The sequence below is a fragment of the Caballeronia sp. INML2 genome (assembly GCF_023631365.1).
Lineage (GTDB): Bacteria > Pseudomonadota > Gammaproteobacteria > Burkholderiales > Burkholderiaceae > Caballeronia > Caballeronia turbans.
This window is the reverse complement of record NZ_JALQDH010000005.1, coordinates 46,287-71,878: the sequence shown is the minus strand read 5'-3', so window position 1 is coordinate 71,878 and position 25,592 is coordinate 46,287. Positions and strand designations below refer to the sequence as shown.

Genomic DNA, 25,592 nt, shown 5'->3' with positions numbered 1-25,592 from the left:
CGACATGGCGGTGATTTTGCGCGCAAAAACGAAAAAGCCGCCGGCACCAAGGTGCGGGCGGCTTTCGCAGCAGTTTCGCCAGGAACCGGCTCCGGTCCCGGGGAAATGCCGAAGCGCTTAACGCTTCGAGAATTGCTTCCTGCGGCGTGCCTTGTGGAAACCGACCTTCTTACGTTCCACTTCACGCGCGTCGCGGGTGACGAAGCCTGCGTTCGACAGTTGCGACTTCAGCGTTGCGTCGTAGTCCATCAGCGCGCGGGTGATGCCGTGGCGCACCGCGCCGGCCTGACCCGTCTCACCGCCGCCCGACACGTTGACCTTGATGTCGAACGTGGTGCCGTGGTTCGTGAGTTCGAGCGGCTGACGCACGATCATCAGCGACGTTTCACGCGAGAAATAGTCGGCGATGGGCTTGCCGTTGACGACGATATCGCCCTTGCCCGACTTGATGAAGACACGAGCGACGGCGCTCTTGCGGCGGCCCGTACCGTAGTTCCAGTTACCGATCATGTGGGCTCCCCTTAGATCTCGAGCGCTTTAGGCTGTTGAGCCGTATGCGGATGCGTTGCTTCGGCGTAGACCTTCAGCTTCTTGATCATCGCGTAGCCGAGCGGACCCTTCGGAAGCATGCCCTTGACAGCCTTCTCGAGCGCGCGGCCCGGGAAACGCTCCTGCATCTTGCCGAACGTCGTTTCGTAGATGCCGCCCGGGTAGCCCGAGTGACGATAGTACTTCTTGTCCGTGGTCTTGTTGCCGGTGACCTTCAGCTTGCCGGCATTGACGACGATGATGAAATCACCGGTGTCGACGTGCGGAGTGAATTCAGGCTTGTGCTTGCCGCGAAGACGGCGTGCCACTTCGCTGGCGACACGGCCGAGAACCTTATCCGTCGCGTCAATCACGTACCATTCGCGCGTCACCTCTTCGGCTTTTGCGGAAAACGTCTTCATGATCGATCCAAAAAATTGATCTGCCCTTGAACTTTGCCTTGCTCGGCCCTGCTTATATGAGTGCGTTCGCGACGCGTGCAGGCTCTCACAAGCCTCTCTCCGCGGGCGTGTGGCGAAGAGAACTTTGAATTATAAAGGGAATTTGACCGTTGCGTCAAAGATTCGCTTTACGCGGCGCGAGGGCGAAAAAAAGCCCGGGCCGCTGTGGCTCGGGCTTAATCCACCAAAGAGGAGGTGGAGGAGACAGGGACGAGTATAGGCACGGTCATGCTGCAAGGCAAGAAGATTTGCATGATGAAAGCGTATTTCATAATTCGAAATATTGAAATCACAAATAAAGATTTCACTTCATCAATAATTTCAGTTAGTTACGACGCTTTTGCGCCATCGTTTCGGAAAAATATCCCTCTAGAGCGCATCCTCGAATCAGGTTTTTTGGGTCAACGCCGTGGCGACCGCGGCGATTGTCGCTTTGTCAACCCGTGGATGCTCGTAAGCCGCGACCCGTCGAAAATCCCTGAACGGCTACAATAAAGTTTCTGTAACGACGCGCTGAACAGCTGGAGCCTGAGCATGGAATGCAAAGTTAGCTGGATGGGACAAGGCGGCATGGCCTTCGCCGCGGAAACGGGAAGCGGCCATCTCGTCAATATGGATGGCGCACCCGAAGGCGGCGGCCGCAATCTCGCGCCGCGCCCGATGGAAATGGTGCTGCTCGGCACCGGCGGCTGCACCGCCTACGACGTCGTGATGATCCTGAAGAAGAGCCGTCAGGAAATCGAGGATTGCTCGGTCACGCTCAAGGCCGATCGCGCAAGCGAAGACCCGAAAGTCTTCACGAAGATCCATTTCCATTTCACCGTGACCGGGAAGAATCTGAATCCGGCGACGGTCGAGCGCGCGATCAATCTGTCGCACGACAAGTACTGCTCGGCGTCGATCATGCTGGCGAAGACGGCCGAACTCACGCATTCGTTCGAGATCGTCGAAGCGTAGGCCAGGTCCAGCAGAAATGAAAAAGAGCCGGCGTCGCCAGACGCCGGCTCTTTTCCTTTGAATGACGACAAAGCGGGCCGATAAGCCGGATTCTGTGCGCGCGCCAACCGAAGCCGAACGCGCGTGGCAATCATTCCTCTAGACGCGCCATTGCTGACGCGTTCAAGCTTCCTACCCGCAGACGGACGGGGGCCCCGTCCTGCATCGCGAGGATGCGCGCCTGCCTATTTGGAATTGCTCCGGGTGGAGGTTACCGTGCCGGAGCGTCTCGCGACGTCCGCGGTGCGCTCTTACCGCACCGTTTCACCCTTACCTGATCTCCGGACTTGCGCCCGAAGCCATCGGCGGTTTGCTTTCTGTTGCCCTGTTCCGCGTGTTGCCACGGATGGCCGTTAGCCATCACCCTGCCCTGTGGAGTCCGGACTTTCCTCGCCCTCTTCGGCCGAAACCGTCGAGGCCGCGATTGCCTGGCCCGCTTTGCGGCATCGATTTTAACATCGGACCTGCTTCAGCGATTGCGGCGGCCCGGTCGAAAAACGTTCGTATCGTCGTAGAAGTCGGGTGACGCGTTCGCGGCCCACCAGCCCGGCACGCCCAGCACCGGCAGCGGCGCGAACGCGCGGCTGTCGAGCGGCTCGGCGTTCAGGCGCTGCGCCACGCGTTCGTCGATCAGCGCGCGGCGGGCGGCATCGTCGAGCGTGAAATAGTCGATGGGAACCTCGACGATCCACGCGTGCCCCGTGCACGCCTTGTACGGCGCGACGAGCTTTTCCAGCAGCGCGTGACCGAAGATGCGCGCCTCGCAGCGCGTGCCCCACGCCGTGCGCTCGTCGACGAACAGCGTGCGCCAACGGAAACCGCGCAGCGCAAGCGCCAGCGATGGATCGGCGCAGGCGAAGAGCACCGCGTTTTCGTCGAAGAGCGTGAGCGCGTCGCGCACGCCGCCGCGCGTCGGGCCGATGCCGAGCGTATCGATCTGCTGTGCCTGTAGCGCGTTGAGCGTCGCCTTGATGCGCGGATACGTGAACCACATCGACCCGTTGAAGAAATCGTGGAGATTGTGGCGAGTCGGCACGCGGCCGGTCTGCGCGATATGCCCTTCGTACGAGGCGCCCGCCGGCAGTTCTTCCTGCGCGATGAACGCGAGCGCTTCGCCGCGGCCGGTGACATGGGAGGCCGCCGCCGCGTCTTCGTTGAGCGTCGCGAGATATTCGTTGTAACCGGCAAGCGCCGCCGCCTGCCAGCGCCTGCCGCGCGCTTCGATCGACGCGAGCCAGGGCCGCGCCCAGTCGATATCCGCGAAACCCGCGCTCACGTTCGAAATGTCAATGCGCGTCCGCGAAACGCCAGCCGATCGATTCGCCGCCGCGCAACGGCACGATCGTCGCGTCGCCGGCGGTGAATTCGGCGGGCAGCGTCCACGATCCGCGTTCCAGCGTCACCTTTTCCGCACTGCGCGGCAGGCCGTAGAAGTCCGCGCCGTGGAAGCTGGCGAAGCCTTCGAGCTTGTCGAGCGCGCCGGCCTTGTCGAAAGTTTCGGCGTAGAGCTCGAGCGCGTGCAGCGCCGTGTAGCAGCCCGCGCAGCCGCACGCGTGTTCCTTCAGGCCTTTGGGATGCGGCGCGCTGTCCGTGCCGAGGAAATAGCGCGGATTGCCAGACGTCGCCGCCTCGACGAGGGCCACGCGATGCGTCTCGCGCTTGAGCACGGGCAGGCAGTAGTAATGCGGCCGCATGCCGCCGACGAGCATGATGTTGCGGTTGTACAGCAGGTGATGCGCGGTGATCGTTGCACCGATCGGCCCTTCGGCCTCGCGCACGTAATCGGCCGCGTCCTTCGTCGTAATGTGCTCGAACACGACCTTCAGCGCCGGAAAATCGCGGCGCAGCGGCGTCATCACGCGGTCGATGAAGACCTTCTCACGATCGAACACGTCGATGTCGCCATCGGTTACTTCGCCGTGCACGAGCAGCGGCATGCCCGTTTCCTGCATCGCTTCGAGCGTCTTCGCGCACTTTCCAAGATCCGTCACGCCCGCGTCGGAATTGGTCGTCGCGCCCGCCGGATACAGCTTCACGCCGTGCACGAAGCCGCTGTCTTTCGCGCGGCGAATTTCGTCGGGCGGCGTGTTGTCGGTGAGATAGAGCGTCATCAGCGGCTCGAAGCGCGCGGCCGCGCCGTCCTTCGGCAGCGCCGCGAGGATGCGCTCGCGGTACGCCGCGGCCATCTCGGTCGTCGTTACGGGCGGCTTCAGGTTCGGCATGATGATCGCGCGGCCGAACTGGCGCGCCGTGTGCGGCAGGACGGCCGCGAGCGTCGCGCCGTCGCGCACGTGCAGATGCCAGTCGTCGGGGCGCGCGATCGTGAGCGAATTGGGCGAGGATGAGGTAGCGGACATGGCGTGATGACGGGGATCGGTGGAATGGCGCAAGTCCACGCGAGGACAGGAAAAAATCGCCGTGGAAATTCCACAACGCGCACGGTTATGAGCGGTTGCGCGATTTTTTCGGCCCGACCTCGGTGATATGCTTGTCGGACGTATTGTAACAACCAGGCCATAAGCCGCCCGCCCCCCGCATCATGTGCCAACTTCTCGGAATGAATTGCGCCGAACCGACCGACGTGACGTTTTCGTTCACCGGTTTCGCGGCGCGCGGCGGCGTCACGGATCATCATGCCGACGGCTGGGGGATCGCGTTCTTCGAAGACAAGGCCTGCCGGCTCTTCATCGATCACCAGTCCTCCGCCAGCTCGCCGCTCGCAGACATGGTGAAGCGTTATCCGATCAAATCGAAGAACACGATCGCACATATCCGCAAGGCGACGCAGGGGCATATCCTGCTCGAGAACTGTCATCCGTTCATGCGCGAGTTGTGGGGCCGGCACTGGATCTTCGCGCACAACGGCGATTTGAAAGGCCATACGCCCGAACTCACCGGCGTCTATCAGCCGGTCGGCACGACGGATAGCGAGCTCGCCTTCTGCGCGCTGCTGCAAGGCCTGCGCCGCGCGTTTCCGTGTTCGCAGCCGCCGCTCGAAGAACTCTTCGACGCGCTCGCCGGGCTCACCCGCGACATCACGCAATACGGCGTCTTCAATTTCCTGATGTCGAACGGGCAGGCGCTCTTCTCGCACTGTTCCACGCATTTGTACTATCTGGTGCGTAGCTGGCCTTTCTCGACGGCGCATCTGATCGACGCGGACATGTCCATCGACTTCGCCAAATACACGACGCCGGAAGACCGCGTCGCCGTGATCGCCACGTCCCCGCTTACCGACAATGAGACCTGGACGCGCTTCGCGCCCGGCGATCTCGCGATGTTCCAGTGCGGCGCGCTCGCCCGCAGCGTGAATATTCCGGTGCCGGAGGAAATCGCGAAGAAGGCGGCGGAGCCGCTCGCGAAGGCGTGCGTCGGATCGGCGCTTGAGATTGGCGAGATTCGGACGACGGCGGCGGTGGAATCGGAACTTGGGATTGAATAGATCGGTAATCTTTTGTCGACGCGCTGGTACGGTCCATTCGTCCAGTCATAGACTGAAGGCCCCAACCATAAGATCCGAGAGAGGGCCATGAACGGAAGATTCATCATTCATCGAGCGAAGAACGGCGAATACCACTTCGACCTTCATGCCGGTAACGGCGAAATAATTCTTTCGAGTCAGTTGTATGCCGACCGCGAATCAGTGGACATCGGCATCAAGTCAGTACGAGAGAATGCACCGCGTGATGAGCGCTATGAACGTACGCTCGCGTGCAATGATCAGCCGATGTTTAATCTGAAAGCAGCGAATCACAAGGTCATTGGCACAAGTCAGAGATATTCGAGTGTCGAGGCGCGTGACAACGGCATCGCGTCGGTGAAAGAGCATGCGCCTGATGCCAAGGTAGTTGCGCACACGTGACTCTAGCCAATCCTTAACGAAAAAAAAGCGCTTCGTTTCGGAAGCGCCTTTTTTTCACGACGAGGTCAGTGCAGGATCTTCGCGAGGAAATCCTTCGCGCGATCCGACCTCGGATTCGCGAAGAACGCTTCCTTCTGATCGTCCTCGACGATCAAGCCCTTGTCCATGAAGATCACGCGGTTCGCGACCTTCTTAGCGAACCCCATTTCGTGCGTCACGCACATCATGGTCATGCCTTCCTGCGCGAGTTCCACCATCACGTCGAGCACTTCGTTGATCATCTCCGGATCGAGCGCGGATGTCGGCTCGTCGAAGAGCATCGCGATCGGGTCCATCGACAAGGCGCGCGCAATCGCCACGCGCTGCTGCTGACCGCCCGAAAGCTGGCCCGGAAACTTGTCGGCATGCGCGCGCAGGCCGACGCGATCCAGCAGCTTCAAACCCTTCTGCGTTGCTTCGTCGTTCGAGCGGCCGAGCACCTTGATCTGCGCGAGCGTCAGGTTTTGCGTGATAGTCAGATGCGGAAACAGCTCGAAGTGCTGGAACACCATGCCGACCTTCGAGCGCAGCTTCGACAAATTGGTCTTTTTGTCGGTGAGCGATTGCCCGTTGATCGTGATCTCGCCCTTCTGGAACGGCTCGAGGCCGTTCACGGTCTTGATGAGCGTCGACTTGCCCGAACCCGACGGGCCGCACACCACGACAACCTCGCCCTTCTTCACTTCGGTCGTGCAGTCCGTCAACACCTGGAACTGCCCGTACCACTTGGAAACATTCTTGATAGAGATCATCTTGCGACCTTTTTCTGAAGACTTTTGACGAGGGCCGACGCCACCACGCAGATCACGAAATAGCACGCGCCCGCGAACAGGACCATCTCGACGGACGTGCCGTCGCGATCCCCGATGTTCGTCGCCGTGCGGAAGAAGTCGGCGAGACTGATGACGTAGACGAGCGACGTATCCTGAAACAGGACGATGGCCTGCGTGAGCAAGAGCGGCACCATCGCACGGAACGCCTGCGGCAGCACGACGAGTTGCATCGCCTGGCCGTAGGTCATGCCGAGCGCGAAGGCCGCATTCACCTGACCGCGCGGCACCGCTTGAATGCCCGCGCGAATGATTTCCGAATAGTACGCGGCCTCGAACAGCGAGAACGCGACCATCGCCGATGCGAGACGAATGTCGATATCCGCCGACAGCCCGAGCACGTTCTGCAACAACTGCGGCACGATCAGGAAGAACCACAGCAGCACCATCACCAGCGGGATCGAGCGGAACAGCGTGACGTACGCGCTCGCGAACCATTGCAGCGGCTTGACGCCCGACAGGCGGAACAGCGCGAGCACGGTGCCCCAGACGATGCCGACGACGATGGCGAGCACCGTGATCTGCAGCGTGATCTTGGCGCCCGTCATCAGCGTGGGCCACGACGCGAGAACACCACTCCAGTTGAAATGATGCATCACTTGCCTCCGATGTAGCCAGGCAGCCGCGTTCTGGCTTCGACCCAGCGCATCAACTGCATCACGACCAGATTGATGAGCATGTAGGCGACCGTCACCGCGATGAACGACTCATAGGTCTGCGCCGTGTAGTCGACGAGCTGACGCGCCTGCGCGGACAGATCCAAGAGACCGATGGTCGACGCCACCGCCGAGTTCTTGAACACGTTGAGAAATTCCGACGTGAGCGGCGGCACGATGATGCGGTACGCGACCGGCATCAGCACGTAACGGTACGTCTGCCATTGCGTGAAGCCCATCGCGAGGCCCGCGTTGCGCTGTCCGGGCGGCAGTGCGTTGATGCCCGAGCGCACCTGCTCGCACACGCGCGCGCCGGTGAAGAGCCCGAGACAGATGATCGACGACGAGAAGAACTGCGCGGTCGGCGGCAGTTGCTTGAACCAGTTGCCGATGGAAGGCGGCAGCAGCTCCGGTATCACGAGATACCAGACGAAGAACTGCACGATCAGCGGAATATTGCGGAAGATCGCGACGTAGACGGTGCCGATGGCCGCCAGCGTGCGATTCGGGACCGTGCGCAAGATGCCGAACAACGAGCCGACCACGAGCGCGATCACCCAGGCCGCGAGCGACACGGTGATCGTCACCCAAAAGCCGGAGATCAGCCAGCCGAGATAGGTGGTGGGCTCGCCGGTCGAAACCGGACTCAGCAGGATGCCCCAGTTCCAGTGATAAGACATGGACTCACTCCAAAAAGAAACGGAAGAAGCAAGCTCCTTCCGTTTCGTTCGTTCGAGACTCGAACCGGTTAGTCGATTGCCTTGTCATTCGGGCTCTTGTAGAGAGCCTTGATGTCGTCACTTTCGGGGAAGTTGAGGTTGAGACCCTTCGGCGGGATCGGGCTTTCGAACCACTTCTTGTAGATCTTGTCCGCTTCGCCCGACGTTTCGACCTTGGCGATCGCATCGTCGACGACCTTCTTGAACTCCGGATCGTTCTTGCGGATCATGCAGCCGTACGCTTCATGCGACTGCGGCGCGCCGACGATCACGAAATCGTTCGGGTTGTTCGACTTGGCGCGTTCGCCCGCGAGGAGCGCATCGTCCATCATGAACGCGACCGCGCGGCCCGTCGACAGCGTCAGGAACGACTCGCCGTGGTCCTTCGCGCTGATGATGTTCATGCCCATGTTCTTGTCCTGATTCATCTTGCGAAGCAGGCGCTCGGACGTGGTGCCGGCGGTCGTCACGACGGTCTTGCCCTTCAGGTCGGCCCAGTCCTTCACGCCCGAATCCTTCTTGGTCATGAGGCGCGTGCCGATCACGAAGATCGTGTTCGAGAAGGAGACTTGCTGCTGGCGTTCGGCGTTGTTCGTGGTCGAGCCGCACTCGATATCGACGGTGCCGTTCTGCACGAGCGGAATGCGGTTCTGCGACGTGATCGGCGTGAGCTTCACCTTCAGATCCTGCATGCCCAGCTTCTGCTTGACGGCCTCGACGACCTTCAGCGCGAACTCGTGCGAGTAACCGACGACGTTCTGCTTGTCGTCATAGTAAGAAAACGGAATGGACGATTCGCGATGCCCCAGCGAGATCACGCCCGTGTCTTTGATCTTCTTCAGCGTGCCCGCGTCCTGGGCATACGCGCCGGTTGCGAGAAACCCGAGCGCGGCGACGAGCAGCGCAGCCTTTTTAATCTTCATGTGTTCGATCTCCTGTGGCGAAAAACCGGGGCAAGTTTAGCAGGGTAATTATTCTGAAAGAATGATTGTTAACCCACGCCGTCTTATTTGTGAGACGCCTGATTGCAACTGGGTTGCAACGGGTTGCGACCGCGCATATTACTGGCGTTTTTGCGCGGATGCTTGACCGAATACAACTAGTCGGCCGACTTGTAGTTTTCATGCAAATGCGGGCGGCATTCCCGAGGGAATGCCGCCCGCATCATTCAAGGGGCGCGAACGCTGCCCGCATTGCGCAGACTGCTCGAGCGAGCGCGCCGCCGCATCGGATCAGGGGTAGAGGCCGCGCATTTCACGCGCCTGCAGAATCCGCGTACACGCGACGATGAACGCCGCCGTGCGGACCGAAACCTGGTGCTCGCTCGCGACTTGCCACACGCTGGCAAACGCCTCGCGCATCACGCGTTCGAGACGCTGATTGATTTCGTCCTCGGTCCAGAAGAAGCTCGAAAAGTCCTGCACCCATTCGAAATACGAGACCGTCACGCCGCCCGCGTTCGCGATGACGTCCGGAATCACGAGGATGCCCTTGTCGTTCAGGATGTCGTCCGCTGCGGTCGTGGTCGGGCCGTTCGCGCCTTCGACGACGATCTTCGTGCGAATCTTCGACGCGTTCTTCTCGGTAATCTGGTTTTCCAGCGCGGCCGGAATCAGGATGTCGGTTTCGATCATCCAGAACTCTTCGGCCTGCACGGGATCCGCGCCCGCGAAGCCGCCGACGCCGCCGTTCTTCGCGACGTGATCGAGCAGCGCGGCCGTGTCGATGCCCTTGGAGTTGTGAATCGTGCCCGTGTGATCCTGCACGGCGATCACGCGCGCGCCCGCTTCCTGGAACAGCTTGGCTGCGATGCCGCCCACGTTGCCGAAGCCTTGCACCGCGATGCGCGCGCCTTCGATCTCCATGCCGATGCGCCGCGCCGCTTCCGTGCCGACCACGAACACGCCGCGACCCGTCGCTTCCTTGCGGCCGAGCGAGCCGCCGAGCGAGATCGGCTTGCCGGTCACGACGCCCGTCGCCGTCTGGCCCTGGTTCATGGAGTAGGTGTCCATCATCCACGCCATGATCTGCTCGTTCGTGTTCACGTCCGGCGCGGGAATGTCCGTGTTCGGCCCGATGATGATGCCGATCTCGCTGGTGTACCGACGCGTCACGCGTTCGAGCTCGCCGCGCGACAGCGTGCGCGGATCGACACGGATACCGCCCTTCGCGCCGCCGTACGGCACGTTCACGGCCGCATTCTTCACCGACATCCACGCGGAGAGCGCCATCACTTCGGAGAGTGTCACGTCCTGGTGATAACGCACGCCGCCCTTGCCGGGACCGCGCGACGTGTTGTGCTGCACGCGATAGCCTTCGAAGTGCGCGACGGTTCCGTTATCGAGTTCGATCGGGCAATCGACGACGAGAATGCGCTTCGGGCGCTTGAGGGTTTCGAGCCAGCGCGAGAGAGAACCGAGATACGGCGCGACGCGATCGACCTGCTTGAGATAGTTGCCCCAGGGACCGAGATCGTCGGCGTTGAGATACGACGGGATTGCATGTTTGGCATCCGGCGTTTGCAGCGACTGCTTCGAGGAGGACATTGACGCTCCAGCGTTGAAGGAATGCGCTCATTGTCGAAAAACGCCGTTTTCAAATCCAATGCCGTTTCCTTATCCCATCATGCAAATCCTGCATAACGTCGCCAAGCCTTATGCGCCGGGCTTTCCGGACGATGCCTTTAACAATTCTTCACCGACTGCGTCCCATAGCGCGCGCATCAACGCCTGCCGCGGCTCCTCGCCAGGCGCCGCGAGCTTGTCGCGATAGAGGCGGATTTCCATCGTCAGCGTGAACTGACCTGCGGGCGTGCCGCGTGTGCCGCGATCGAGGCGGATGAGCCGCCCTTCCTCCACGGCATCTTCCACTGCGCTGTGCGGAAGGAACGCGACGCCGTGCCCGGCCAGCGCCATCGCCTTGAGTCCTTCGGCCATGTCGGTTTCATACACCTTGTCGAGATAGAGCCGCGTAGGCGCGGTCGCGATGATGACTTCGGTCATGCGCCCGAGATAGGCGTTCGGCGTGTACGACAGATACGGAACCGGGGATTCGGCGGTCGCGGGCAGCGAAAAGCGCGCGCGTCCGCCCTTGGTGACCGCGGAGAACGGACTGATCGGCTCGACGCCGAGCGTGAGCATGTCGTAGCGCGCGGGATCGAGCGCGACCGGATGACTCGGATGGTGATAGCCCATCACGAGATCGCAGCCGCCTTCGACGAGCGACAGCACCGCATCGTGAACGTTAAGCGCGCGCAGCCGCGTGCGGATGCGCCCGACCCGCGCCTCGATGTGCTCGAGCCAGCGCGGAAAGTAGGTGAGCGACAGCGTATGCGGCACGGCGAACTCGATGGTCGCCGAGGGCACGCCGCCCTGCCCGCGCAGCAGCGTGCGCGCTTCGTGGAACTGCGAGAGCATCGCGAGCGCCTGCTCGTAGAACACGTTGCCGGCTTGCGTGAGCCGCGTCGGATACACGGACCGGTCGATGAGCTCCGTGCCGAGCCACGCCTCCAGCGCCTGGATGCGCCGCGAAAATGCGGGCTGGGTGATATGTCGAAGCTCGGCGGAGCGGCTAAAGCTGCGCGTCTCCGCGAGCGACACGAAGTCTTCCAGCCATTTCAGTTCCATTCGATTCGGGCGCAAGCGGCGCTTGTTCGGCAAATGCGCATTCTAGCGGGCATGAACCGCGCGAAGGCGCGGCGCACCATTCGCATGCGGTCGCGCACGGACGCGGTGCCGTCGGCGGGTGTGCCGAATCGCGACGACGTGCCCCATGCGCGCTCGAATCCCGCGCCACCACTCGCCCGATGCGATACGTCGATCAAACATGCATTCCATTGGCATGATGCTTGCAATTTTGGGGGCCGTCGCGTGCTCTTCCGGAAGCGCGCATATACGGAAACCCGCAATGTCCAATCTGATCGCGTCGCTCAGGAGCGGCAACTGGCGCTCGCTGCTCGCCTGCTTCCTTTACTTCGATACGGGTTTCACGGTCTGGGTGCTGTATGGACCGCTCGCGCCGTTCATCGGCCGCGACGTGACGATGTCCGCCGCGCAACAGGGCTTTCTCGTCGCGGTGCCGGTGCTGGCCGCGGCGATCCTGCGCGTGACGCTCGGCAATCTCTATCAGTCGACCGACGGACGGCGCGTCGCATTGATGGGCGTCGTGCTCTCGTCGATTCCGTCGATCGTGCTGCCGCTTCTGCCTGGCGTGCCCTCGTATGCGCTGCTGCTCGTGCTCGGCGTATTTCTCGGCATGGGCGGCGCGAGCTTCGCAGTCGCGTTGCCGATGGCCGGCAGCAACTATCCACCGAAGGTGCAAGGGCTCGTGCTGGGTCTCGCCGCTGCGGGCAACATCGGCGCGGTGCTCGACGGCTTCCTGTTCCCGCATCTCGCCGATGCCTTCGGCTGGCAGATCTCGACCGCCGCCGCGCTGCCGCTGCTCGCGATCACGGCGGCCGCGCTTCTCGCATGGGCCTCCGATGCCGGCCAGAAAACCGGCAGCACGATGCGCGCGCTGTCCAGCTTCGCGGTGACGCTGGTCAGCCTCATCGTGCTGGTGCTCGCGGTGAATGGCGGCGTGTTCGGCGGCGGCAAGACCGGCGTGCTGCTATTGCCGGTGATCGGTGCGCTGATCGCGATTGCGGTGCTGCCGCGACACTATCGGTCGGTGCTGGGCGAGCGCGATACATGGGTCATCATGCTGATCTACAGCATTACCTTCGGTGGCTTCGTCGGCATGTCGTCGTATGTGACGCTGCTGCTCACGTCGCTTTATCAGATGCCGAAGCTGGAAGCGGGGCTTTTCATGTCGTTGCTCGCGTTTCTCGGCGCGATCGTGCGGCCGTTCGGCGGCTATGTCGCCGATCGTGTGACCGGCGTGCGGGCGCTGCTCGTGCTGCTCGCGGCAATTGCGATCGGCGACTTCGCGTTCGCGATCTGGATGCCGCCGGTCGCGGGCGGTGTGGCGATTCTGATCTGTCTGTACGTCGCGTTCGGTCTCGGCAACGGTTCGACGTTCCAGCTCGTGCCGCATCGGTGGAAGGGCAAGACAGGGCTGCTCTCGGGGATCGTCGGTGCGGCGGGCGGCATCGGCGGCTTCTATCTGCCGGTGATCATGGGGATCGCGAAGGAAAGCACGGGAAGCTATCAGATGGGCTTCGCGACCTTCGGCGTGCTCGCGACCTGCGCATTCGGCGCGTTGTTCATGCTGCGTGCGCAGTGGCTGCGGTGGTCGTCCACTTCCTCGCAGACGCATGATGGCGTCGCAATCGGCGGCGCGCACGCGATGGAGTGAGGCCGCGGCTTATGGCCGGCGGTCGCCGTCGATCGCCGGCCAGCGCACGAATGCGAAGACGTACAGCGCGATGAGGTCAGTGCCGGCGTCATGAACGCGAGCACCCACGAGCCGGAACGCCCCATGCGACGAATGATTCGCACAACCGGACAGGTGAGCACGGCGAGGATTGCAGCGAGAAGGATCAAGTCCTCGAATCCGACACCATCCACGCGCGTTCACCTTGGCTTCAGGTGCGGAACGGGGGATTTGTCGAGTTTCGTGCGATCGCGCCTGATCGGCCATCAGGCGCCCGCTGCGTCAAACGCCCGCCGTATCCCGCTGATCGCGCACCGCCTCTTCCGCCCGCTGCTGCTGCAACGCCCACATCTGCGCAAACAGCCCGCTCGCGCGCAGCAGTTCGGCGTGCGTGCCTCGCTCCACGATGCGCCCGTGATCCATCACGATGATCTGCTGCGCATGCACGACCGTCGATAACCGGTGCGCGATGATGAGCGTCGTCCGCTCGCGCGCGATCGAATCGAGTTCGTGCTGAATCGCGCGTTCGGACTTCGAATCGAGCGCCGACGTGGCTTCGTCGAAGATCAGGATCGGCGGGTCTTTCAAAAGCGTGCGCGCGATGGCGACGCGCTGCTTTTCGCCGCCCGACAGCTTCAGCCCGCGCTCGCCGACAGGCGTGTCATAACCCGCCGGCAACGCCTCGATGAACTCGTGGATATGCGCCGCGCGCGCCGCCGCGATCACTTCGTCGCGGCTCGCCGAAGGACGTCCGTACGCGATGTTGTAGTAGATCGAATCGTTGAAAAGCACGGTGTCCTGCGGCACGATGCCGATCGCCGCGCGCAATGAATCCTGCGTCACGTCGCGAATGTCCTGTCCGTCAATCCTGATGCTTCCGCCCTGCGCGCGATCGAGATCGTAGAAGCGAAAGAGCAGCCGTCCGAGCGTCGACTTGCCCGAGCCGCTGTGTCCGACCACGGCCGTCGTCGTGCCTGCGGGAATCGTGAAATCGACGCCATGCAGAATCGGCCGCGCCTTCTCGTATGCGAAGCTCACGTTCTCGAAACGCACTTCGCCGCCGCGCACGGCAAGCGCCTGCGCGCCCGGCGCATCGGGGACTTCGCGGCCCGCGCCGAGCAGCGTGAACATGCGGTCCATGTCCGTCAGCGCCTGCTTCAGCTCGCGATACACGACGCCCAGGAAGTTCAGCGGGATATAAAGCTGCAGCATGAACGTGTTGATGAGCACGAGGTCGCCGAGCGTGAGACGCCCCGCCATCACGCCCTGCGTCGCGCGCCAGAGAATGAATACGAGCCCGACGCCGATGATCATCTGCTGCCCGAAGTTCAGCATCGACAGCGAGCGCTGTGACTTGATCGCGGCCGCGCGATAGCGTTGCAGGTTTTCATCGTAACGGCGCGTTTCCCATTCTTCGTTACCGAAGTACTTCACGGTCTCGTAGTTGAGCAGCGAATCGATCGCGCGCGAGTTCGCCTTCGAGTCGAGATCGTTCATCGTGCGGCGGAAATGCGTGCGCCATTCGGTGACCTTCACCGTGAAGACGATGTACGAGGCGAGCGCGACGAGCGTGACGATCGCGTAATACGCCTCATACTTCGTCACGAAGAATGCGAGCACGAGACCGACTTCGACGAGCGTCGGCAGGATGCTGTAAAGCGAGTAGGACACGAGTTGCTGGATGCCGCGCGTGCCGCGCTCGATATCGCGCGACATGCCGCCCGTTTGCCGCTCCAGATGGAAGCGCAGCGACAGCGAATGCAAATGCCGGAAGACTTGCAGCGCGAGTTGCCGCACGGCGCTTTCGGTGACCTTCGCGAAGAGCAGCTCGCGAAGCTCGGTGAAAAGCGATGTCGAAAGCCGCGCGCCCGCATAAGCGATCACCAGCAGCCCGATGCCGCCGATCAGCACGATGCCCGGCGCGTCGTTCGCGCGTCCGAGCGCGGTGAGGTGCTGCACGGAAGCGAGGCTATCGACGATGCGCTTCATCACGATCGGCACGCCGAGGTTCGCGACCTTCGCGCCGATCAGGCACGTCAGCGCGAACGCGACCCGCCATTTGTACGTCGTGAGATAAGGCAGCAGTGAGCGAATCGTCTGCCAGTCGTTGCGCGGACCTTGGGCCATCGGGCCGGGCTCGCTGTTGGAATAGCGGCGCATGAGTCGTATCGTTTGAGCGCGTCGCTTGGGCGCGGCGTGGGGACGCTGTTATCGGCGGAACGAGCGCACGTCTCTCGCATGCTTTCCCGTACAATTTACTTCAGGCCCCGGCGTCATGGAGGTTTCCGCCTCGCGCGCTGGGGCTCATTCATCAACATGCATTGTCGCAGAAGGTTCGAGGGGCCGCTCACGCCGGCCGGCCTTCCGCCGCAATCGCAAACCGGAACGCCTCCCATGACAGACCACTCCAGCCTTCCCGAGAAGCACGTCGCGCTGCGCGTCGTGCCGCAGCCCGCCGACGCCAACGTCCACGGCGACGTCTTCGGCGGATGGATCATGGCGCAGGTGGATATCGCCGGCTCCATTCCGGCGAGCCGCCGCGCGAACGGCCGCGTCGCGACCGTCGCGGTGAATTCGTTCCTGTTCAAGCATCCGGTGTTCGTCGGCGACCTGCTGAGCTTCTACGCCGATATCGTCAAGACGGGCAATACGTCGATCACGGTATCGGTCGAGGTCTGGGCGCAGCGCATGAGCCTCGCCGAAGAAGTCGTCAAGGTCACGGAAGCGACGCTCACTTACGTCGCGACCGACCGCGATCGCCGTCCGCGCGTGCTGCCGTCGCTCGATTAAAGGCGATCAATGGGGCAGCACGCCCTGCTGCAACAAGCCCGGAATCGCTTCGTGCGGCATCGGGCGCGAGAACAGATAGCCCTGCATTTCGTCGCAATCGCGCTCGCGCAGGAAATCGTGCTGCGCGTGCGTTTCGACGCCTTCCGCGATCACCTGCAATTCCAGCGAATGCGCGAGCGCGATGATCGCCGACGTGATCGTTTCGTCATCCCCCGACGAGCCGATATCCGCGACGAACGAGCGGTCGATCTTCAACCGGTGCACCGGGAAGCGCTTGAGATACGACAGGCTCGAATATCCGGTGCCGAAGTCGTCGATCGCGATGCCGATGCCGAGCGCCGATAGCTCCGAGAGCATCGTGATCGCTTCCTCGGCGTTGCGCATGATCGCGCTTTCCGTGAGCTCCAGTTCGAGATAGCGCGGCTCCAGCCCGGTCTCTTCGAGCACGGACGTCACGAGCCGCGCGATGTCGCGCTGCTGAAAATGGCGCGCCGACAGATTCACCGACACGCGCGCCGGCGGCAGCCCGGCATCCTGCCACGCCTTGTTCTGACGGCACGCTTCGCGCAACACCCACTCCGACAGCGGCCCGATCAGGCCGCTCTCTTCCGCGACCGGAATGAACGACGCCGGCGACACGAGCCCCTGCTCCGGATCGCGCCAGCGCACGAGCGCCTCGATGCCGACGATCGCGCGCGTCGTCATGTCCACTTGCGGCTGATAGTGCAGCAGGAACTCGCCGTCGCGCAGCGCGCGCCGCAAGCGCCGTTCGAGATTCATGCGCGCGCCGACGCTCGCGTTCATCTCCGGCTGATAGAACTGATACGTGTTGCGGCCCATGTCCTTCGCGCGATACATCGCGAGATCGGCCTTCTTCATCACGGATTCGGCGTCGTCGCCGTCCTGCGGATAGAGACTCGCGCCCATGCTGCAGCCGACGTAAAGCTCTGTATCGTCGAGCCAGACCGGTTCCGAGATCGCCGCGCGCGTGCGTTCCATCCATGCGATCAGCCCGGCTTCGTCGGTGATATCGGGCAGCACGACCACGAACTCGTCGCCGCCGTGACGCGCGACCGTATCGCTCGATCGCGCCGAGCGCGCAAGCCGCTCCGCGATCACCGCGAGCAGGCGGTCGCCGACGCTGTGACCGAGACTATCGTTGACGTTCTTGAAGCCGTCGAGATCCATGAAGACGACGGCGATCTTCGTCTCGCGCCGCCGGGCGGTTTCGATCGCGTGCTGCAAGCGGTCGCGCAGCAGATTGCGGTTCGGCAGGCGCGTGAGCGTGTCGTAGTTCGCCTGATATTCGAGTTCTTCCTGATAGCGCATCAGATCGGTCACGTCGTTGATGATGCCGATGTGATGCGTCGTCATGCCCTGCGCGTCCGGCACCGGCGCGACGAAGAGCTGATTCCAGAAGAGCGCGCCGTCCTTGCGATAGTTGCGCACCACGACGCTCGCCTCCGTGTTCACGGCGAGCGCGCGGCGAATCGCGGTGAGTCCGTCCTGATCGCCGTCGGGGCCGTGCAGAAAGCGGCAGTCCTGCCCGATCACCTCGCTCGGGTCGTAGCCGGTGATGCGCTTGAACGCCGGATTCGCATACTCGATCACGTTCGCGCCGTCCACGACGCCCGTGATCAGAATCGCGTTCACGCTCGCGTCGAGCGCGCGGCTTTGCAGGCGCAGCGCGAGTTCGGCGCGCTTGCGATCGGTGACATCGTGATACGAGCCGAGCACGCCGATTGTCTGTCCTTCGCCGTCGAGCAAGGGCAGCTTGCTCGTGACCACGGTGCGCAGTTGCTCGCCCATCACGATGTCGCGCTCGTAATGCATCTTCGGCACCGTCGTGACGATGACTTCCTCGTCGTCCGCGCGCACGACGTCCGCAAACGCGCTCCACGGCAGTTCGAAATCCGTCTTGCCGATGACCTGCTCGTTGTACGCGAGACCCGCATCGCGCGCGAACGCGTTGTTGCAGCCGAGATAACGCAGGTCGCGGTCCTTCCAGAACACGCGCTGCGGAATGTTGTCGATGACCGCTTCGAGCATCTCGTTGGATCTGCGCGCCTCGGCTTCCGCATTGATGCGGTCGGTCACGTCGTTCGCCAGCATGAAGATGCCCGGACGATTCGAATACGTGAGCGAGTGATGCGAGACATCCGCGCCGACGATCGCGCCATTCTTGCACCGATAACGCCACACGCCCGCCGAGCCTCGCCCCGATGCGGCACGCTCGCCGCTCTCGCCGCCGCTGCGCGCGAGCCGTGCGGCGAAGCGGTCGAAGTCGTCCGCGTGATGCAGATCGCGCAGCGTCATGTTCATGAACTCCGGCTCGTTGAAACCGAAGTGCTCGATCGCAGCCTGATTCACGGCGACGAAGCGCATCGTCTCGCGATCGACGATCCACATCGGCACCGGATGCGCCTCGAACATGCCGCGAAAGCGTTCGTTGCTGCGCTGCCTCGCACGCACGACGCCGAGCTTCTCGCGCGATTGCCGCTCGCGGCTCGCGAACAGATAGATCAGCACGGCGCTGCCTGCGAGCATCGTGAAGACGAGCAGCAGCATCGCGCCGCCCGAGGCCTGCGCGGACTCATCGAGGGCGACGATGGTCGCGTTATCGATGTGTGAGCGCACGACGTCGAGTTCCTCGTCGACGCTCTGCTGATCTTCGCCCAGCGCGACGAACGCCGCGTCGGCCCATGCGCGCGATTCGCCGGGGTCGGCGTGCTTGGCGCGCTCGAATGCGCGATCGGCATCGTGGCGCATCGCTGCGGCGCGCGCGGCGAGCGCATCGAATGCCCCCGACATGCCCGGCTCGGCTGCGATCTGCGCGCGCAGCCCGCTTTCCAGTGCATCGAGATGCGCCTCGCGCGCCTGATGCTGCGCGTCGCTTTCAACGATGCCGGTCGCTTCGAAGCGGCTCAGTTGCGTGAGGGATTCGCCGAGCGTGCCGCGCCATGCCGCGAGATCGCGCAGGAGACTCATCGAGCGCAGCGTGCGCGCGTCGCTTTCGCGCAGCCCGCCGATGCGCTCGCAGGCGACGAACGCGTTCGCGCCGAGCGCGGCCAGTACCACGGCAATGTTGACGAGCAAACCTCTGGAGAGGAATCGGGTCATGAGCGGCGGGCTTAATCCTTTGATGCGCGTCGGACGCGCATCGAGGCGACGCGCGTCCACGCGAATGCGCGGCGTAAAACTCGTCCACGCCGCGATTGATGGATAACGCCCAATAACGGCACCGCTCGCCCTACATTTAGGGCTAGTCCGCAAATAATCTGATTAAAACGCGCGCTTAACGTTTGCGCGCCCCGGCGCTCACTCGGCGAGGCCGAATTCCTTCATCGCGGGAAGGAAATCGTGATTCACCTTGTCGGTGTTGCGCGAGAGTTTCGCGAGCGCGTATCGCTGGAAACGGTCGAGCCTGCCCCAACGATCGAGACTCGGCGCGCTCACGCCGCACAGGCTGCTCTGCCGGATCACGGTTTCGGGCACGGCATCGGCGTGCATCCACACCGGTTCCGGATCGCGCTCGATCTTTTCTGGCGCTGCGTTCGCGTGCGTCTTCAACATCTCTTCGAGCGCGAGGTCGAAGTTCTTCTCGAGTTCGGCATCGTCCTCGACCGGGAAGCGGGCGAGCAGCGCGCGATCGTCGTAAGGAAGCGCCTGCCATTGATCGAGCGTGATGCGCATGCCGAAGCGATCGAGATTAAAGCGCACCGCAAGCGGGATGAAGCGCAGATTGTCAGAGGATTCGACTTCGAATCCGAAGAGACGGGCGGCGTCGTAGAGTCCCATAGCGAAGCCTCGTTGGATTGAGCGGAGGTGCGCGACGCGCATCGCCGCTTAAGTTATTGTAGGGCCTTGGATCTGGCTGGAACCATTGCACTCTAGCCGCTGCTCGCGCCGCAAAGCGTGCGAACAGCAACGATAAGCAGCAAGTCATATACCCGACTTTACTCGAAGTGAGCGGTCAGGAGCATTGAAGTGAATCAACTCGAAACCGACGATCAACCAGGCTTCGTCGAGCGCCAGGTGCGCAGGCATCGCAGGAACGAGAGCACCGTCGCCGCGGACAACGTCGGTCAGGAATGGCCCGTCGCGCTCGTTTTCAATGGCATCTCCCACGCGGTGATGATGTGCACGCCGCGCGATCTCGAAGCGTTCGCCGTGGGATTCTCGCTGACGGAGGGCATCGTCGAGCGTGGCAGCGACATTCACGATATCGAGGTCCATTTCCGCGATGACGGCGTCGCATTGCCGCATGCCGAAGTGCATCTTCAGGTCGTGCAGCAGGCCTTCGCTACGCTCAAGGACAAGCGCCGGGCGCTCGCCGGGCGCACGGGCTGCGGCGTGTGCGGCATCGAAAGTATCGAGTTGCTCGATCTTCAGCCGGAACAGGTGCCGGACACGGGCTTTCTCGCGCGCCTTGCGCCCGATGCGATCGAGCGCGCCGCACGCGAATTGCCCGCGCATCAGCAGTTGACGAAGCTCACGGGCGGCTTGCATGCCGCCGCATGGTGCGACGAAACCGGCGCGGTGCGCTACGCCTTCGAGGACGTTGGAAGGCATAACGCGCTCGACAAGCTCATCGGCCAGTTGATCCTGCGGCGCGAGGACACGACGCAAGGTTTCGTGTTTCTGTCGAGCCGCGCGAGCTATGAACTCGTGCGCAAGTCGGCGCGCGTCGGCGTGCCGATGGTCGCGACGATCTCCGCGCCCACATCGCTCGCCATCGCGATCGCGAAGCAGGCGGGCTTGCGGCTCGTCAGCTTCGCGCGCGAGAACAGCTTCGTCGAATACGACGTCGAATGAAGCGCCTTACTCGAACTGGCTGAAGCTCGGCTTGCGTTTTTCGAAGAACGCCTGAAACGCTTCGCGGGCTTCGGGCGCAACCAGCATCCGCGCGAAGTGCGCGGCTTCGTCCTCCATGCGCGCGCTCACTTCATGCGTCTGCGCGCCCTTCATCAACGACTTGGTCACACGCAGCGACGATGCCGGCAGCATCGCCAGCCGCTTCGCTCTGTCGAACGCGTAGGGGTCTAGCTCGCCTGCGTCGATCGCGCCATTCACGAAGCCCATGCGGATCGCTTCGTTCACGTCGAACGCTTCGCCGAGCAGGAGCTTTTCCGCCGCGCGCTGATAACCCGCCGTGCGCGGCAGCAAAAGACTCGACGCCGCTTCGGGACACAATCCGAGCTGCGAGAACGGCAGCGAGAACTTCGCGTTCGTGCTCGCGTAGACGATGTCGCAATGCAGGAGCATCGTCGTGCCTATGCCCACCGCCGTCCCCGCGACCGCCGCCACGATCGGCTTCGGAAAGCCGCTGATGCGCCGCAGGAACTGGAACACGGGCGCGTCGAGACCCTTGGGCGGATCGTTCAGAAAATCCTCGAGATCATTGCCCGCGCTGAACGTACTGCCGTTCGCGCGAATCAGCACCGCCCGCACGGTCGCGTCCATCTCGGCTTCGTAGAAGCCGTCGGCCATTTCCTGATACATCGCCGCGGTGATCGCGTTCTTCTTTTCCGGACGATTGAGCACGATGCTCAGCACGCCGTCCGCGCGTTCGATCTGAATGTCCATCCGCTGTCTCCTTCATGCCGGTCCGCGAGCGACGACACTCGCGGACCATTCACGATCAAAGGCGTTCGATGATGCCCGCCGCGCCCATGCCGGTGCCGACGCACATCGTCACCATGCCGTACTTCAGGTTGCGCCGGCGCAGACCGTGCACGACCGTCGATGCGCGGATCGCGCCCGTCGCGCCGAGCGGATGGCCGAGCGCAATCGCACCGCCGAGCCGGTTGACCTTCGACGGGTCGAGACCGAGATCGCCGATCACCGCGAGCGCTTGCGCCGCGAAGGCTTCGTTCAGTTCGATCCAGTCGATGTCGTCCTGCTTCAGCCCTGCCGCCTTCAACGCGGCCGGAATCGCTTCCTTCGGCCCGATGCCCATGATTTCCGGCGGCACGCCGCGCACCGCGAAGCTCACGAAGCGCGCGAGCGGCGTCAGGTTGAACTGCTTCAGAATCTTTTCCGACACGACGATCAGCGCGCCCGCGCCGTCCGAGGTCTGCGAACTGTTTCCCGCCGTGACCGAGCCCTTGTTCGCGAACACGGGACGCAGCTTCGCCAGCCCTTCCAGGTTGGTTTCGCGCGGGCCTTCATCGAGCCTGATTTCGCGATTATTCGTGCGCACTTCGCCCGATGCGAGATCCGGAAAACGCTCGTTCAGCGTGTAGGCGGCGATTTCATCCGCGAATTCGCCCGCCTGTTGCGCGGCCAGCGCGCGGCGATGCGACTCCACCGCGAACGCGTCCTGCGCCTCGCGGCTCACCTTCCAGCGTTCCGCGACCTTTTCCGCCGTCAGGCCCATGCCGTACGCAATGCCGACGTCTTCATTGCGATCGAAGATATGCGGCGACAGCGACGGCTTGTTGCCCATCATCGGCACCATGCTCATTGATTCGCAGCCCCCCGCGATCATCGCCTCGGCTTCACCCACGCGGATGCGGTCCGCCGCCATCGCGAGCGCGGTCAGGCCCGACGCGCAGAAACGGTTCACCGTCACGCCGCCGACCGTGTTGGGCAAGCCCGACAGCAGCGCGCCCATGCGAGCGACGTTCAGACCTTGCTCGGCTTCGGGAATCGCGCAGCCGACGATCGCGTCTTCGATCACGCTCGTGTCGAGTCCCGGCACTTGCCCGACCGCGGATTTGATCGCGTGAACGAGCAGCTCGTCGGGGCGCGTGTTCTTGAACACGCCACGCGGCGCCTTGCCGATCGGCGTGCGGCTCGCGGCGACGATGTATGCGTCTTGAAGTTGTTTGCTCATTGATTGCTCCGCGATTAGTTGCGAACCGGCTTGCCGGTCTGCAGCATGCCCATGATTCGCTCTTGCGTCTTCTGCGTGCCGAGCAGTTCGACGAACGCGCGGCGCTCGAGCGCCAGCAGCCATTCTTCGTCGACGAGACTGCCCGCTTCGACATCGCCGCCGCAGACCGCTTCCGCGATGCGGCTCGCGATCAGATAGTCGTGGTCGCTGATGAAGCGCCCGTCGCGCATGTTCACGAGCGACGCCTTGATCGTCGAGATCGCCGAGCGCCCCGCCACCGGCACCTGCTTCACGCGCAATGGCGGCCGATAGCCCGATGCGCTCAACGCACGCGCCTCGCTCTTCGCGATGTCGAGCAACTCGTGCACGTTGAAGACGATCGTGTCGGACGGCTTCAGATAGCCCATCGCGCGGGCATCGAATGCGGACGACGAGACTTTCGCCATCGCCGCGTTCTCGAAAGATTTCTGCAGGAACTTGAGCAGATCGCTGGTCGCATTGACCGCGCCCGCTGCTTCCGCCGCGCGCAACGCGGCCTCCTTCAGACCGCCGCCCGCCGGCACCAGACCGACGCCCACTTCCACGAGACCGATATAGCTCTCGACATGCGCGACGCGCTTCGCCGAATGCAGCAGCAGTTCGCAGCCGCCGCCGAGCGCGAGGCCCGACACAGCCGACACCACCGGCACGTTTGCGTACTTCACGCGCAGCATGCCTTGCTGAAACTTCTTCACGAACGGATCGATGCCTTTGGCGCCGCCCATCATGAACGCGGGCATCGCTTCTTCGAGATTCGCGCCCGCCGAGAACGGGCCACCCGGCGCGCCGAGTTGCAGCGACGTCGGCTGCCAGATCACCACGCCGCGATATGCCTTCTCCGCGAGTTCGATAGCCTGCGTGAGGCCGTCGATCACGCCCGGGCCGATGGTGTTCATCTTGGTCTTGAACGAGACGATCACGACATCGCCGTCGTCACGATCGAGCCAGGCGCGGACGCTCCCGGTTTCGAACAGCGTCTTGCCGAAGGTCTTCGGATCGGCGCCCGTCACGCCTTCGAGCGGCGCGCGGAACACCTGCTTCTCATAGACGGGCAGCGCCGAACGCGGTTCGAAGCGCTTCGATTTCGGCGACCACGATCCTTCGTTCGTGTGCACGCCGTTCTTTTCGGCGACCGGACCTTCGAGCACCCACGCGGGCAGCGGCGCGTTCGAGAGCGCCTTGCCCGCATCGATATCCTCCTGCACCCACTTCGCGACTTGTTGCCAGCCCGCCGCCTGCCAGCTTTCGAACGGCCCCTGATTCCATCCGAAGCCCCAGCGGATCGCGAGATCGACGTCCCGGGCATTGTCCGCGATCGATTCGAGATGCACCGCGATGTAGTGGAACACGTCGCGGAAAATCGCCCACAGGAATTGCGCCTGCTTGTTGTCGGTTTCGCGCAGGAGCTTGAAGCGCTCGGCGGGCGGACGCTTCAGGATGCGGCCGATGAGCTCGTCGGCCTTCGCGCCGCCATCGACGTAAGCAGCCGTTTTCGGATCGAGCACCTTGATCGCGCGTCCTTCCTTGCGATAGAAACCCGCGCCCGTCTTCTGGCCGAGCGCGCCATTCTTCACCAGCGCTTCGAGCACCGGCGGCGTCTTGTAGACAGAGAAGAACGGATCGTCGGGCAGGTTGTCCTGCATCGTCTTGATGACGTGGGCCATCGTGTCGAGACCGACAACATCCGCGGTGCGGAACGTCGCCGACTTCGCGCGGCCGAGTCGCGCGCCGGTCAGGTCGTCGACTTCATCAAAGCGCAGGCCGAACTTCTCCGCTTCGGCAATCACCGCGAGAATCGAGAAAACGCCGACGCGGTTCGCGATGAAGTTCGGCGTGTCCTTCGCGCGCACGACGCCTTTGCCGATCACGCTCGTCAGGAAGGTTTCGAGCTGGTCGAGAATCTCGGGCTTCGTGGATTCGGTCGGGATCAGCTCGACCAGGTGCATATAGCGCGGCGGATTGAAAAAGTGCACACCGCAAAAGCGCGACTTCAGTTCGTCGGAGAAGCCGTCCGACAAAGCCGTGATCGACAGGCCCGACGTGTTGCTCGCGAAAATCGCGTCCGGCGCGATATGCGGCGACACTTTCTTGTAGAGATCGTGCTTCCAGTCCATGCGCTCGGCGATGGCCTCGATCACGAGGTCGCATTCGGCGAGCTTCGCGATGTCGTCGTCGTAGTTGGCGGGCTCGATGTATTGCGCGTCGTCCTTCACGCCGAACGGCGCGGGTGACAGCTTCTTCAGGTTCTCGATGGCCTTCAGCGCGATGCCGTTTTTCGGGCCTTCCTTTGCGGGAAGATCGAAGAGCAGGACGGGCACACGCGCGTTGATCAGATGCGCGGCGATCTGCGCGCCCATCACGCCCGCGCCGAGCACGGCGACTTTCTTGATGTTCAGGGTGCTCACAGGTTTGTCACTCCGGGGTTCGTGAACGTGGGTTGATTCGGTTTGCTTTCGGCGCCCTTGGAACGACTGGTGCGACGGACCGTGCGCCGTCCAAGCCGCGAGAGTTTTGTGTGGGC

23 protein-coding genes and 1 other RNA gene are annotated in these 25,592 nt (G+C 63.0%); 7 read left to right on the top strand and 17 right to left on the bottom strand.

Going from position 1 to position 25,592, the window contains the following annotated elements; genetic code table 11:
- Positions 1–117 precede the first annotated feature (117 nt).
- Both rpsI and rplM read right to left on the bottom strand, forming a co-directional pair.
- Positions 118–510, bottom strand: coding sequence for a 30S ribosomal protein S9 (gene rpsI, locus NCT32_RS01705; protein WP_061117817.1), 393 nt, complete (start codon positions 508–510; stop codon positions 118–120).
- An 11-nt stretch (positions 511–521) separates the two neighbouring features.
- Entirely contained in the window at positions 522–950 is a 429-nt protein-coding gene (rplM, locus tag NCT32_RS01700) for a 50S ribosomal protein L13 (protein WP_008351572.1), read from the bottom strand.
- 267 nt (positions 951–1,217) lie between these two features.
- Here rplM and NCT32_RS01695 point away from each other — a divergent pair, with 267 nt between their 5' ends.
- Positions 1,218–1,484 (top strand): hypothetical protein, encoded by a 267-nt coding sequence (locus NCT32_RS01695; RefSeq protein ID WP_250489859.1) that lies wholly within the window; start codon positions 1,218–1,220, stop codon positions 1,482–1,484.
- Between the two features lie 39 nt (positions 1,485–1,523).
- Positions 1,524–1,946, top strand: coding sequence for an OsmC family protein (locus NCT32_RS01690; protein WP_061117818.1), 423 nt, complete (start codon positions 1,524–1,526; stop codon positions 1,944–1,946).
- Positions 1,947–2,011: 65 nt separating this feature from the next.
- On the opposite strand, the gene rnpB is transcribed toward NCT32_RS01690, so the two are convergent.
- The 3 genes from rnpB to pyrC all read right to left on the bottom strand — a co-directional run bounded on the left by rnpB (position 2,012) and on the right by pyrC (position 4,342).
- An RNA gene (gene rnpB / locus NCT32_RS01685) (RNase P RNA component class A) lies at positions 2,012–2,425 on the bottom strand.
- 29 nt (positions 2,426–2,454) lie between these two features.
- Complete coding sequence (locus tag NCT32_RS01680; protein WP_409241415.1) at positions 2,455–3,261, bottom strand: DUF3025 domain-containing protein; 807 nt, start codon at positions 3,259–3,261, stop codon at positions 2,455–2,457.
- Positions 3,262–3,271: 10 nt separating this feature from the next.
- Positions 3,272–4,342: a dihydroorotase gene (gene pyrC / locus NCT32_RS01675; protein ID WP_250476285.1), complete on the bottom strand. Its 1,071-nt coding sequence runs from the start codon at positions 4,340–4,342 to the stop codon at positions 3,272–3,274.
- A gap of 182 nt (positions 4,343–4,524) precedes the next feature.
- Here pyrC and NCT32_RS01670 point away from each other — a divergent pair, with 182 nt between their 5' ends.
- Positions 4,525–5,427, top strand: a complete 903-nt coding sequence (locus tag NCT32_RS01670) for a class II glutamine amidotransferase (RefSeq protein WP_086960946.1) — start codon at positions 4,525–4,527, stop codon at positions 5,425–5,427.
- Positions 5,428–5,514: 87 nt separating this feature from the next.
- On the top strand, positions 5,515–5,847 hold the full coding sequence (locus NCT32_RS01665; RefSeq protein WP_250476284.1) for a YegP family protein: 333 nt from the start codon (positions 5,515–5,517) through the stop codon (positions 5,845–5,847).
- Positions 5,848–5,912: 65 nt separating this feature from the next.
- On the opposite strand, the gene NCT32_RS01660 is transcribed toward NCT32_RS01665, so the two are convergent.
- The 6 genes from NCT32_RS01660 to NCT32_RS01635 all read right to left on the bottom strand — a co-directional run bounded on the left by NCT32_RS01660 (position 5,913) and on the right by NCT32_RS01635 (position 11,717).
- The gene (locus NCT32_RS01660; protein ID WP_061117822.1) at positions 5,913–6,638 is read right to left on the bottom strand and encodes an amino acid ABC transporter ATP-binding protein; all 726 of its coding nucleotides are present in this window, start codon (positions 6,636–6,638) and stop codon (positions 5,913–5,915) included.
- A complete protein-coding gene (gene gltK / locus NCT32_RS01655; protein ID WP_061117823.1) occupies positions 6,635–7,312 on the bottom strand; it encodes a glutamate/aspartate ABC transporter permease GltK in 678 nt (225 codons plus the stop codon). The genes NCT32_RS01660 and gltK overlap by 4 nt, the downstream gene beginning before the upstream one ends.
- Positions 7,312–8,052 (bottom strand): amino acid ABC transporter permease, encoded by a 741-nt coding sequence (locus NCT32_RS01650; RefSeq protein ID WP_061117824.1) that lies wholly within the window; start codon positions 8,050–8,052, stop codon positions 7,312–7,314. The genes gltK and NCT32_RS01650 overlap by 1 nt, the downstream gene beginning before the upstream one ends.
- 68 nt (positions 8,053–8,120) lie before the next feature.
- The gene (locus NCT32_RS01645) at positions 8,121–9,014 is read right to left on the bottom strand and encodes a glutamate/aspartate ABC transporter substrate-binding protein (RefSeq protein ID WP_250476283.1); all 894 of its coding nucleotides are present in this window, start codon (positions 9,012–9,014) and stop codon (positions 8,121–8,123) included.
- A 309-nt stretch (positions 9,015–9,323) separates the two neighbouring features.
- Positions 9,324–10,637 (bottom strand): Glu/Leu/Phe/Val dehydrogenase, encoded by a 1,314-nt coding sequence (locus NCT32_RS01640; protein ID WP_250476282.1) that lies wholly within the window; start codon positions 10,635–10,637, stop codon positions 9,324–9,326.
- Between the two features lie 108 nt (positions 10,638–10,745).
- On the bottom strand, positions 10,746–11,717 hold the full coding sequence (locus NCT32_RS01635) for a LysR family transcriptional regulator (RefSeq protein ID WP_250476281.1): 972 nt from the start codon (positions 11,715–11,717) through the stop codon (positions 10,746–10,748).
- A gap of 280 nt (positions 11,718–11,997) precedes the next feature.
- On the opposite strand from NCT32_RS01635, the gene NCT32_RS01630 reads away from it, so the two are divergent.
- Positions 11,998–13,386 carry an MFS transporter gene (locus NCT32_RS01630; protein ID WP_061117828.1) on the top strand — a complete coding sequence of 463 codons (1,389 nt, stop codon included), beginning with the start codon at positions 11,998–12,000 and terminating at the stop codon, positions 13,384–13,386.
- A gap of 300 nt (positions 13,387–13,686) precedes the next feature.
- Here NCT32_RS01630 and NCT32_RS01625 read toward each other — a convergent pair whose 3' ends face one another.
- Positions 13,687–15,564 (bottom strand): ABC transporter ATP-binding protein/permease, encoded by a 1,878-nt coding sequence (locus NCT32_RS01625; RefSeq protein WP_061117829.1) that lies wholly within the window; start codon positions 15,562–15,564, stop codon positions 13,687–13,689.
- 234 nt (positions 15,565–15,798) lie between these two features.
- Between NCT32_RS01625 and NCT32_RS01620 the strand changes: the two genes are divergently transcribed.
- Positions 15,799–16,194: an acyl-CoA thioesterase gene (locus tag NCT32_RS01620; protein WP_061117830.1), complete on the top strand. Its 396-nt coding sequence runs from the start codon at positions 15,799–15,801 to the stop codon at positions 16,192–16,194.
- Positions 16,195–16,200: 6 nt separating this feature from the next.
- Here the strand turns inward: NCT32_RS01620 and NCT32_RS01615 are convergent, their stop codons facing one another.
- Together NCT32_RS01615 and NCT32_RS01610 are read right to left on the bottom strand one after the other, a co-directional pair.
- Positions 16,201–19,314 (bottom strand): EAL domain-containing protein, encoded by a 3,114-nt coding sequence (locus NCT32_RS01615; protein WP_250476280.1) that lies wholly within the window; start codon positions 19,312–19,314, stop codon positions 16,201–16,203.
- A gap of 198 nt (positions 19,315–19,512) precedes the next feature.
- Positions 19,513–19,992, bottom strand: coding sequence for a nitrate reductase associated protein (locus tag NCT32_RS01610; protein WP_061117831.1), 480 nt, complete (start codon positions 19,990–19,992; stop codon positions 19,513–19,515).
- A gap of 189 nt (positions 19,993–20,181) precedes the next feature.
- On the opposite strand from NCT32_RS01610, the gene fdhD reads away from it, so the two are divergent.
- On the top strand, positions 20,182–21,009 hold the full coding sequence (gene fdhD, locus NCT32_RS01605; protein ID WP_250489858.1) for a formate dehydrogenase accessory sulfurtransferase FdhD: 828 nt from the start codon (positions 20,182–20,184) through the stop codon (positions 21,007–21,009).
- A gap of 6 nt (positions 21,010–21,015) precedes the next feature.
- Here the strand turns inward: fdhD and NCT32_RS01600 are convergent, their stop codons facing one another.
- From NCT32_RS01600 to NCT32_RS01590, 3 genes are read right to left on the bottom strand one after another with little or no spacing between them, the layout of a single operon-like run.
- A complete protein-coding gene (locus tag NCT32_RS01600; RefSeq protein WP_250489857.1) occupies positions 21,016–21,780 on the bottom strand; it encodes an enoyl-CoA hydratase in 765 nt (254 codons plus the stop codon).
- A gap of 55 nt (positions 21,781–21,835) precedes the next feature.
- Positions 21,836–23,032: an acetyl-CoA C-acyltransferase gene (locus NCT32_RS01595; protein WP_250476277.1), complete on the bottom strand. Its 1,197-nt coding sequence runs from the start codon at positions 23,030–23,032 to the stop codon at positions 21,836–21,838.
- Between the two features lie 14 nt (positions 23,033–23,046).
- A complete protein-coding gene (locus tag NCT32_RS01590) occupies positions 23,047–25,476 on the bottom strand; it encodes a 3-hydroxyacyl-CoA dehydrogenase/enoyl-CoA hydratase family protein (protein ID WP_250476276.1) in 2,430 nt (809 codons plus the stop codon).
- Positions 25,477–25,592 lie beyond the last annotated feature (116 nt).

What these genes read in the sequence shown, in the direction of transcription:
- rpsI (WP_061117817.1), bottom strand. Translation starts at nt 510, where the DNA reads ATGATCGGTAACTGGAACTACGGTACGGGCCGCCGCAAGAGCGCCGTC.
- rplM (WP_008351572.1), bottom strand. Translation starts at nt 950, where the DNA reads ATGAAGACGTTTTCCGCAAAAGCCGAAGAGGTGACGCGCGAATGGTAC.
- NCT32_RS01695 (WP_250489859.1), top strand. Translation starts at nt 1,218, where the DNA reads ATGCTGCAAGGCAAGAAGATTTGCATGATGAAAGCGTATTTCATAATT.
- NCT32_RS01690 (WP_061117818.1), top strand. Translation starts at nt 1,524, where the DNA reads ATGGAATGCAAAGTTAGCTGGATGGGACAAGGCGGCATGGCCTTCGCC.
- pyrC (WP_250476285.1), bottom strand. Translation starts at nt 4,342, where the DNA reads ATGTCCGCTACCTCATCCTCGCCCAATTCGCTCACGATCGCGCGCCCC.
- NCT32_RS01670 (WP_086960946.1), top strand. Translation starts at nt 4,525, where the DNA reads ATGTGCCAACTTCTCGGAATGAATTGCGCCGAACCGACCGACGTGACG.
- NCT32_RS01665 (WP_250476284.1), top strand. Translation starts at nt 5,515, where the DNA reads ATGAACGGAAGATTCATCATTCATCGAGCGAAGAACGGCGAATACCAC.
- NCT32_RS01660 (WP_061117822.1), bottom strand. Translation starts at nt 6,638, where the DNA reads ATGATCTCTATCAAGAATGTTTCCAAGTGGTACGGGCAGTTCCAGGTG.
- gltK (WP_061117823.1), bottom strand. Translation starts at nt 7,312, where the DNA reads ATGCATCATTTCAACTGGAGTGGTGTTCTCGCGTCGTGGCCCACGCTG.
- NCT32_RS01650 (WP_061117824.1), bottom strand. Translation starts at nt 8,052, where the DNA reads ATGTCTTATCACTGGAACTGGGGCATCCTGCTGAGTCCGGTTTCGACC.
- NCT32_RS01645 (WP_250476283.1), bottom strand. Translation starts at nt 9,014, where the DNA reads ATGAAGATTAAAAAGGCTGCGCTGCTCGTCGCCGCGCTCGGGTTTCTC.
- NCT32_RS01640 (WP_250476282.1), bottom strand. Translation starts at nt 10,637, where the DNA reads ATGTCCTCCTCGAAGCAGTCGCTGCAAACGCCGGATGCCAAACATGCA.
- NCT32_RS01635 (WP_250476281.1), bottom strand. Translation starts at nt 11,717, where the DNA reads ATGGAACTGAAATGGCTGGAAGACTTCGTGTCGCTCGCGGAGACGCGC.
- NCT32_RS01630 (WP_061117828.1), top strand. Translation starts at nt 11,998, where the DNA reads ATGTCCAATCTGATCGCGTCGCTCAGGAGCGGCAACTGGCGCTCGCTG.
- NCT32_RS01625 (WP_061117829.1), bottom strand. Translation starts at nt 15,564, where the DNA reads ATGCGCCGCTATTCCAACAGCGAGCCCGGCCCGATGGCCCAAGGTCCG.
- NCT32_RS01620 (WP_061117830.1), top strand. Translation starts at nt 15,799, where the DNA reads ATGACAGACCACTCCAGCCTTCCCGAGAAGCACGTCGCGCTGCGCGTC.
- NCT32_RS01615 (WP_250476280.1), bottom strand. Translation starts at nt 19,314, where the DNA reads ATGACCCGATTCCTCTCCAGAGGTTTGCTCGTCAACATTGCCGTGGTA.
- NCT32_RS01610 (WP_061117831.1), bottom strand. Translation starts at nt 19,992, where the DNA reads ATGGGACTCTACGACGCCGCCCGTCTCTTCGGATTCGAAGTCGAATCC.
- NCT32_RS01600 (WP_250489857.1), bottom strand. Translation starts at nt 21,780, where the DNA reads ATGGACATTCAGATCGAACGCGCGGACGGCGTGCTGAGCATCGTGCTC.
- NCT32_RS01595 (WP_250476277.1), bottom strand. Translation starts at nt 23,032, where the DNA reads ATGAGCAAACAACTTCAAGACGCATACATCGTCGCCGCGAGCCGCACG.